The organism is Nonomuraea sp. NPDC001684 (assembly GCF_053596515.1).
In genome coordinates, this window is the sequence record NZ_JBSFGJ010000497.1 from 1 (window position 1) to 6,420 (window position 6,420).

Sequence of the window (6,420 nt, forward strand, 5' to 3'; positions counted from 1 at the left end):
CGTAGAACTCGCCCAGGCGCTCCTCCTCCACGCCGTACACCGCCGCGCGGTTGGCGCCCCAGCCGGAGGCGAAGATGCCCGAGCCGCGCACCACGCCGTCGGGGTTGACGCCGTTGACGCGGACGCCGTGCTCGCCCAGCTCGGCGGCCAGCAGGCGGACCTGGTGGGCCTGGTCGGCCTTGGCCGCGCCGTAGGCGACGTTGTTCGGCCCGGCGAAGACGGCGTTCTTGGAGGAGATGTAGACGATGTCCCCGCCCATCGCCTGATCGATCAGCACCCGGGCGCATTCGCGGGAGACCAGGAACGAGCCGCGCGCCATCACGTCGTGCTGCAGGTCCCAGTCGTCCAGGCTGGTCTCCAGCAGGGAGCGCGACAACGACAGGCCGGCGTTGTTCACCACCAGGTCCACGCCGCCGAAGGCGAGCACGGCGGCCCGTACGGCGGACACGACCTGCTCCTCGGAGGTGACGTCCACCTCCACGGCCACCGCGACGTCGGACGCCCGGTACGCCCCGGCCCCGATCTCGGCGGCGACCTTCCCCGCGGCGGCCTGGTCGCGGTCGGCGAGCACCACGCACGCGCCCTCGGCGGCCAGCCGCCGCGCGGTCGCCGCACCGATGCCCGAGCCCGCGCCGGTGACCAGCGCCACCCGCCCGGCCAGCGGCTTCGGCTTCGGCATCCGGCGCAGCTTGGCCTCCTCCAGCTCCCAGTACTCGATCCGGAACTTCTCCGACTCCGGGATGGGCGCGTAGGCGGAGACGGACTCGGCGCCGCGCATGACGTTGATCGCGTTGACGTAGAACTCGCCGGCCACGCGGGCGGTCTGCTTGTCCTTGCCGAAGGAGAACATGCCGACGCCGGGCACCAGCACGATCGCCGGGTCCGCGCCGCGCATCGGCGGCGAGTCCGGGGTGGCGTGGCGCTCGTAGTAGGCGGTGTAGTCGGCGCGATAGGCGGCGTGCAGCTCGCGCAGCCGGGCGACCGCCTGGTCCAGGGGCGCGTCCGGCGGCAGGTCCAGGACCAGCGGGGCGACCTTGGTGCGCAGGAAGTGGTCGGGGCAGGACGTGCCGAGCGCGGCCAGGCGCGGGTGCTCGGCGCGGGAGAGGAAGTCCAGCACCTCCGGGGTACCGGTGTAGTGGCCGACCTGCCGCGCGTCGGAGGAGGCCAGCCCGCGCACGACCGGCAGCAGCGCGGCGGCCCGCGCGTGCCGTTCGTCCTCGGGCAGCGGCTCGTGGAGCACCGGCCCGAAGGGGTCGGGACGGCCGTTCGCGGCCAGGTACTCCTCGGCGGTGCGGATGATCTCCAGGGAGCGGGCCTCGCACTCCTGCGAGGTGGCGCCCCAGGCGGTGATGCCGTGGCCGCCGAGCACGCAGCCGATGGCCTGCGGGTTGGCCTCCTTGACGGCGGCGATGTCCAGGCCGAGCTGGAAGCCGGGCCGCCGCCACGGCACCCACACCACGCGGTCGCCGAAGACGCGCCGGGTCAGCTCCTCGCCGTCGCGGGCGGTGGCCAGGGCGATCCCGGCGTCGGGGTGCAGGTGGTCCACGTGGGCGGCCTCGACCAGGCCGTGCATGGCGGTGTCGATCGAGGGGGCGGCGCCGCCCCTGCCGTGCAGGCAGTAGTCGAAGGCGGCGACCATCTCGTCCTCGCGCTCGACGCCGGGGTACACGGCGGCCAGCGCGCGCAGGCGGTCCAGGCGCAGGACGGCCAGCCCCGCCTCCTTGAGCGTGCCGAGGTCGCCGCCGGAGCCCTTGACCCAGAGCAGGTCGACGTCCTGGCCGGTGACCGGGTCGGCGGCGCGGCCCTTGGCGGAGGTGTTGCCGCCGGCGAAGTTGGTGTTGCGCGGGTCGGCGCCCAGGCGGTGGGAGCGGTCCAGGAGCTCGTTGATGACGTCCATGATGGTCAGGCCCCCCAGCCGGCCTGCGTGCCGCCGACGCGCTCGGCAGCGATTTTCTCGAAATATCCGGACTTGGCGTACGCGGCCATCGGGTCGGGCGCGAGGCCCGTCTCCTCGCGCAGTTCGGCGAGCAGCGGCCGCACGTCGGTGTTGTAGGCGTCCATGAGCACGGCGTTCGCGCCCAGCACGTCTCCCCCGGCCTGGGCGGCGGCCAGCGCGTCCCGGTCGACGAGCAGCGCCTTGGCCGTGGCCTCCTGGACGTTCATGACCGAGCGGATCTGGCCGGGGATCTTGGGCTCGATGTTGTGGCACTGGTCGAGCATGAACGCCACGCCCGCCGCCAGACCGCCTCCGCGCACGACCTCGTACATGATGCGGAAGAGCTGGAACGGGTCGGCCGCGCCCACCATGAGGTCGTCGTCGGCGTAGAAGCGGGAGTTGAAGTCGAAGCCGCCGAGCTTCCCCTCGCGCAGCAGGAACGCCACGATGAACTCGATGTTGACGCCCGGCGCGTGGTGGCCGGTGTCCACGACGACCTGCGCCTTGGGGCCGAGCCTGAGGCAGTGGGCGTAGGCGGTGCCCCAGTCGGGCACGTCGGTGGTGTAGAAGGCGGGCTCGAACAGCTTGTACTCCAGCAGGAAGCGCTGTCCCTCGCCGAGCCGGGCGTACACCGCGGACAGGGCCTCGGCCAGGCGGTCCTGGCGGGCGCGGATGTCGTCCTGGCCGGGGTAGTTGGTGCCGTCGGAGAACCAGAGCTTGAGGGTGTCCGAGCCGGTGGCGTCCATGATGTCCACGCACTCCAGCAGGTGCGCCAGCGCCTTGCGGCGGACCGCCGGGTCGGGGTTGGTGACGCTGCCGAGCATGTAGGCGTCGTCCTGGAAGACGTTGGAGTTGATCGCGCCGATGCCGACGCCGAGCTCGCGGGCGTGGGCGGCCAGGTGGCCGTAGTCGGCCACCTTGTCCCAGGGGATGTGCAGGGCGACCGTGGGCGCGACGCCGGTGTGGGCGTGCACCTGGGCGGCGTCGGCCAGTTTCTCGTACGGGTCGCGCGGCACGCCCCGCTGCGCGAACACCTTGAACCGGGTGCCGCTGTTGCCGTACGCCCACGAGGGCGTCTCGATGTGCAGCGCGCGCAGGGCGGCCTTGATGTCAGTGGTCATGACTTCCCGATCTGTCCAGGTGGAACACTTCGTCCAGCGGCCGCATGCCCTCGTCGGGCCGGCCGTCGAGGTCTTCGAAGAAGGGCGCCATCTCGGCCTGCCAGCGGGCGTTGACCTCGGTGGCCTCCATCGCCTTCCTGGCGGCCTCGAAGTCGGCGGTCTCCAGGTAGCCGACCAGCAGGCCGTCGTCGCGCAGGAAGAGCGAGTAGTTGTGCCAGCCGGCGCGGCGCAGCGCGTCGAGCATGTCCGGCCAGACGGCCCGGTGGCGTTCGCGGTACTCCGCCAGCCGCTCGGGACGGACCTTGAGCAGGAAGCAGACGCGTCGCACGGTCACCCCTCTTCAAAACGTTTTAATCTGTCGCGGAGGAAACTACGATCACACGGGGGCGCTGTCAATGCGTCGCCCGGTCAGATCGGTGGCACTGGCCAACTTCACCGTTGGTACGTTTTAATGTGGCGCCATGGCCATGGTCAGCATCAAGGACGTCGCCGCCCGCGCCGGCGTCTCCCCCGGGACGGTCTCCAACGTCCTGAACAGACCGGCGAAGGTCGCCCCGGCGACCCGCGAACGGGTGGAGGCCGCGATCCGGGAGCTCGGCTTCGTCCGGCACGGCTCGGCCTCGACCCTGCGCGCCGGCCACAGCAGGACGATCGGCCTGAGCGTCATCGACATCGGCAACCCGTTCTTCACCGAGGTCGCCGCCGGGGTCGAGGACGTCGCCAGCGAGCTGGGTTACGCGGTGATCCTCGGCAACTCGGCCGGCTCCCCGGACAAGGAGGAGCGCAACCTCGGCGTGCTGGCCGAGCAGCGGGTGCGCGGCGTGCTGATCACGCCGTCCGGCGAGGACCCGGCCCGGCTGGACCGGCTGCGCGAGCGCGGCATCAGCGTCGTGCTCGTCGACCATCCGGCCCACCGGCCCGACCAGTGCGCGGTCGCGGTGGACGACGTCGCGGGCGGCCGGGCCGCGGTGCGGCATCTGCTGGCCAGGGGCGGGAACAACGTCGCGTACGTGACCGGGCCGCTGACCATCCGGCAGTGCGCCGAGCGGCGGCGGGGCGCGGCGCAGGCGCTGGCCGCCGCCGGGCTCGACCCCGCCTCGCTGCGGGTGGTCGGGGCGGCCGCGATGACCGCCCGCGCGGGTGAGAAGGCCGCGGCCGACCTGATGGCGGACGGCCTGCCCGAGGCCGTGTTCTGCGCCAACGACCTGCTCGCGCTGGGCGTGCTGCGGGCCCTGCTGCGGGCCGGGGTGCGGGTGCCCGACGACGTGGCGCTGATGGGCTACGACGACATCGAGTTCGCCGCCGCCTCGGCCGTGTCGCTCAGCTCGATGCGGCAGCCGACGTACCAGCTCGGCCGCATCGCCACCGAGCTGCTGCTGGACGAGTGCGACAACCCGGCCGAGCACGCCCACCAGCACATCATGTTCCAGCCCGAACTGGTCGCGAGGGAGTCCACCCAATGAGCCGATTCGCCGCCGTGGACCTGGGCGCCTCCAGCGGCCGGGTGCTGGTCGCCGACCTGTCGGACGGGCTCGCCACGTCCGTGGTCCACCGCTTCCCCAACGGCCCGGTCCGCCTGGCCGGCCGCCTCCACTGGGACGTCCTGGGCCTCTACCGCGAGATCCTGGCCGGTCTGCGTCTCGTGCTCGACCCGCGCCGGTAGGAGCTCCTAGGAGGCGGTCAGGCGGCGGCCGAGCCGCTGCATCGGACGTTCGAGGAAACGGTAGGTCAGCCGGCTGCCCGGCAGCACGAGAGCCAGGAAGAGCACGCCGACGCCGATCTGCAGGGGCAGCGGCGACCAGCGCATCTCCCCCGCCACCTCCATCACCACGAGGAGCACCGGCAGGTGCACCAGGTAGAGGGAGTAGCTCATCAGCCCGAGCCAGGTGAGCACGGCGGGCACCCGGCGGGCCCGCCAGGCCAGACCGGCCGCGAACGTGAGCCCGGCCAGGACGACGGTCGTGCCCCACACGTCCGGCTGCACCCACCACCACCCGGCGCTGAGCGCCCAGACGGGGGCGACCGTCACCAGCGAGGCGGCCAGGGCCACCGGCCACAGGGAGCCCTGGCCGCTCTCCCACCGGCGGATCGCCGTGCCGGTGAACATGACCGCGAGGATCGCCGCGCCGAACCACGGGACGCGGCTGCTCAGCAGCAGCAGGGCCAGGGCCATGACGCCGAGCGCGCACGCCGCCACGGTGCGCAGCCGGCCGGAGACGACGCCGGCCAGCCCGGCGGCGAACACCGCGAACGACACCCACGACAGCCAGCCGCCGGTCAGCGGCGCCGCGCTCAGCGCGAGGCCCGCCACGACCGCGGTCACCCCGAACGCGACGGCGACCAGGCCGCGCCGGTCCCGGACGCCGGTCACGAACAGGGCGGTGACCATCAGGTAGAAGATCATCTCGTAGGAGAGCGTCCACATCGTGTTCATCACCCCGGCGACGCCGACGACGTCCAGCAGCATCGTGGCGTGCGCCGCGGCCGAGGAGGCGTCCCTGGGCACCTCGGCGCGTACCGGGATCCACCAGGACAGGGCCAGGACCACGGCGATGACGGCGAGGTAGAGCGGGTAGAGGCGGAAGGCGCGGCCGATCCAGAAGGCCCGCACGTCGCCGTGCCGTTCCAGTGACGACGGGATGATGTAGCCGCTGACCAGGAAGAACACCAGGACGCCGTACACGCCCAGGTTGAAGAAGGTCGGGCGCAGCCAGGGCATGGCCCAGGTCGTCAGGTGCTCGCCGACGACGGCGAGCGCGCCGATGCCGCGCAGGGCGTCCAGCCAGGCGAGCCTGGACGCCTCCGGACGAACGACCTGGGGGGTGCCAAAGGGAGCAGTCGTCACGCATCCCAACGTATCGGTCCCGCTGGCAACACCCGGGCTCCCCGCCGCCCGTCCCGGGTCAAGGACGGCGGGCCGCCCAGGCGGTCCGGGTGCCGCGCACGACGAGCTCGCGGTGGCGGAGGGACTCCGGCGAGTCGGCGGAGAGCAGCCGGTCGAGGGCGGCCAGGTCGTCGGCGGCCAGGTGCCCGGCGAGCCGCGACCGGTAGCCGCTCAGCACCGCCCGCGCGTAGCGGACGGCCCCCGGCGGCGCCGGACGCACCTCGATCGGGAAGTCGCGCCGCGCGGCCACCTCGAACCCGGCCGCCGCCAGGACCGGCCCCCAGTCCGGGTACGGGTCAGGACCGCTGCCCGCCAGCGCCTCCCGGCAGCGCGCCTCCAGCGCCGCCCCGGCCTCGTCGGACAGCAGGCGCGGCATGCCGTCCATCTCGACGACCGCCAGCAGCCCGCCGGGGGGCAGCGCGGCGTGCACCTCGCGGAGCAGCCACGATCGTGCATACCCTCACCGACGCCGACGAGCA

7 protein-coding genes are annotated in these 6,420 nt (G+C 73.2%); 2 read left to right on the forward strand and 5 right to left on the reverse strand.

Going from position 1 to position 6,420, the window contains the following annotated elements; genetic code table 11:
- The 3 genes from ACWCSD_RS45045 to ACWCSD_RS45055 all read right to left on the reverse strand — a co-directional run.
- Positions 1 to 1,897: bifunctional aldolase/short-chain dehydrogenase (locus ACWCSD_RS45045; RefSeq protein ID WP_449924620.1), on the reverse strand; the 1,897-nt coding region annotated here is incomplete at its 3' end.
- Positions 1,898 to 1,902: 5 nt separating this feature from the next.
- The gene (gene rhaI / locus ACWCSD_RS45050) at positions 1,903 to 3,057 is read right to left on the reverse strand and encodes an L-rhamnose isomerase (protein WP_387665220.1); all 1,155 of its coding nucleotides are present in this window, start codon (positions 3,055 to 3,057) and stop codon (positions 1,903 to 1,905) included.
- A complete protein-coding gene (locus ACWCSD_RS45055) occupies positions 3,047 to 3,385 on the reverse strand; it encodes an L-rhamnose mutarotase (protein ID WP_449924623.1) in 339 nt (112 codons plus the stop codon). Before ACWCSD_RS45055 ends, rhaI begins: the two co-directional genes overlap by 11 nt.
- 133 nt (positions 3,386 to 3,518) lie before the next feature.
- On the opposite strand from ACWCSD_RS45055, the gene ACWCSD_RS45060 reads away from it, so the two are divergent.
- Both ACWCSD_RS45060 and ACWCSD_RS45065 read left to right on the forward strand, forming a co-directional pair.
- The gene (locus tag ACWCSD_RS45060; RefSeq protein ID WP_449924626.1) at positions 3,519 to 4,520 is read left to right on the forward strand and encodes a LacI family DNA-binding transcriptional regulator; all 1,002 of its coding nucleotides are present in this window, start codon (positions 3,519 to 3,521) and stop codon (positions 4,518 to 4,520) included.
- Positions 4,517 to 4,720 (forward strand): hypothetical protein, encoded by a 204-nt coding sequence (locus ACWCSD_RS45065; RefSeq protein WP_449924629.1) that lies wholly within the window; start codon positions 4,517 to 4,519, stop codon positions 4,718 to 4,720. Before ACWCSD_RS45060 ends, ACWCSD_RS45065 begins: the two co-directional genes overlap by 4 nt.
- A 6-nt stretch (positions 4,721 to 4,726) precedes the next feature.
- Here ACWCSD_RS45065 and ACWCSD_RS45070 read toward each other — a convergent pair whose 3' ends face one another.
- The gene (locus ACWCSD_RS45070; protein ID WP_449924632.1) at positions 4,727 to 5,902 is read right to left on the reverse strand and encodes an acyltransferase family protein; all 1,176 of its coding nucleotides are present in this window, start codon (positions 5,900 to 5,902) and stop codon (positions 4,727 to 4,729) included.
- A 58-nt stretch (positions 5,903 to 5,960) separates the two neighbouring features.
- The gene (locus ACWCSD_RS45075) at positions 5,961 to 6,371 is read right to left on the reverse strand and encodes a hypothetical protein (RefSeq protein ID WP_449924635.1); all 411 of its coding nucleotides are present in this window, start codon (positions 6,369 to 6,371) and stop codon (positions 5,961 to 5,963) included.
- Positions 6,372 to 6,420 lie beyond the last annotated feature (49 nt).